Origin of the sequence: Marinobacterium arenosum, assembly GCF_019795155.1 — a bacterium.
Lineage (GTDB): Bacteria > Pseudomonadota > Gammaproteobacteria > Pseudomonadales > Balneatricaceae > Marinobacterium_C > Marinobacterium_C arenosum.
This window is the reverse complement of the sequence record NZ_JAILYN010000114.1, coordinates 1-1288: the sequence shown is the minus strand read 5'-3', so window position 1 is coordinate 1288 and position 1288 is coordinate 1. Positions and strand designations below refer to the sequence as shown.

Sequence of the window (1288 nt, the reverse complement as noted above, 5' to 3'; positions counted from 1 at the left end):
AACGCGAGAGATGGCATCCACTGCCTGACTGAAATGCATAAAAAAATCCGGAACCCTTAACATGGATTCCGGATTTTCTCTTGCCTGATCAGCAAGTTAAAGAGCTTAACTGATCGGCATTAGACCATCCGGTCGCGTTTTTTGTTTTCTCTTATCGGTTTGATTTTTTCGGCGCTAGTTGAGCGGCCCGACAAAGTGACCGGTGGCGGCTAACGTCTAGCACGACACTTTGTAGCAGCCCACTCCGTGGGCGACAGACCGCTGGCTTCGAAAGAACTGCCGCAGCTCACCGTTCCAGCCCCGCTATAAGCGTGCCCCCCTAACCGCTGATCATCCCGTCCGGCCTGGCGCTGTCGTCGATCCAGCACGGCTACGCGGTGGCGGTGCGCACGCTGGGCGCCTCGCCCTGGCGGATCTACGGCCGCCATATCCTGCCGAACATCGCCAACGCGCTGATCGTCAATATGACGCTGAACTTCCCGCAGACCATCATGCTGGAAACCTCGCTGAGCTTCCTCGGCCTCGGCATCCAGCCGCCGATGACCAGCCTCGGCAATATGGTCGGCTTCGGCCGCGACTATCTGCTGACCGCCTGGTGGCTGGCGACCCTGCCGGCGCTGGTGATCTTCTTCACCACCCTGGCGTTCGCCCTGCTGGGCGACTGGGTCCGCGACAAGCTGGACCCGACCAGCCGCTAAGCCAGAAGAGATATAAAAGAGATAAAAGAAACAAAAAACAGAGGGGCGGCCAGGCGGTCGCCCCGGTTCTATCTGTTAAGGAGATGAAATGGGCTGGATCTATCTGATACTGGCAGGGCTGGCGGAGATGGGCTTCGTGTCGCTGCTGAAGCAGACCCAGGGTTTCAGCAACCCGCTGGCCACCGGCGGCTTTCTCGGCTGCGCGCTGCTCAGCTTCTGGCTGCTGACCAAGGCCACCGCCAGCATCCCGGTGGCGGTGGCCTACCCGGTCTGGGTCGGCCTCGGCGCGGTCGGCGCGCTGCTGGTCGGCACCCTGCTGCACGGCGAACCGATGACGCCGACCAAACTGCTGTTCAGCGTGCTGCTGATCGGCTCGATTGTCGGGCTGAAACAGGCGGCCTAAAGATAATCATCATTGATCGGGAGCCCTGCGGGCTCCCGATCGCCTGAACCTGCCCGGCCGATGGGGTAGTGTTCAGAGTTCTGTGTCGTTTCCTACACTTGACTGAAAAAGGGAGCGACACATCATGGCTGATAAGTACGAAATCGATATCCAGGCGTTTGCCAAGGCACTTCAGGCCGGTCAGAGT

General features: G+C 59.7%; 2 protein-coding genes. Both read left to right on the top strand.

Translation table 11 applies throughout. From position 1 onward, the window contains the following. Positions 1-326 precede the first annotated feature (326 nt). Positions 327-698 carry an ABC transporter permease gene (locus K6T12_RS21430; protein WP_222225009.1) on the top strand — a complete coding sequence of 124 codons (372 nt, stop codon included), beginning with the start codon at positions 327-329 and terminating at the stop codon, positions 696-698. Between the two features lie 88 nt (positions 699-786). Further along, positions 787-1101 carry a DMT family transporter gene (locus tag K6T12_RS21425; RefSeq protein WP_222225008.1) on the top strand — a complete coding sequence of 105 codons (315 nt, stop codon included), beginning with the start codon at positions 787-789 and terminating at the stop codon, positions 1099-1101. Positions 1102-1288 lie beyond the last annotated feature (187 nt).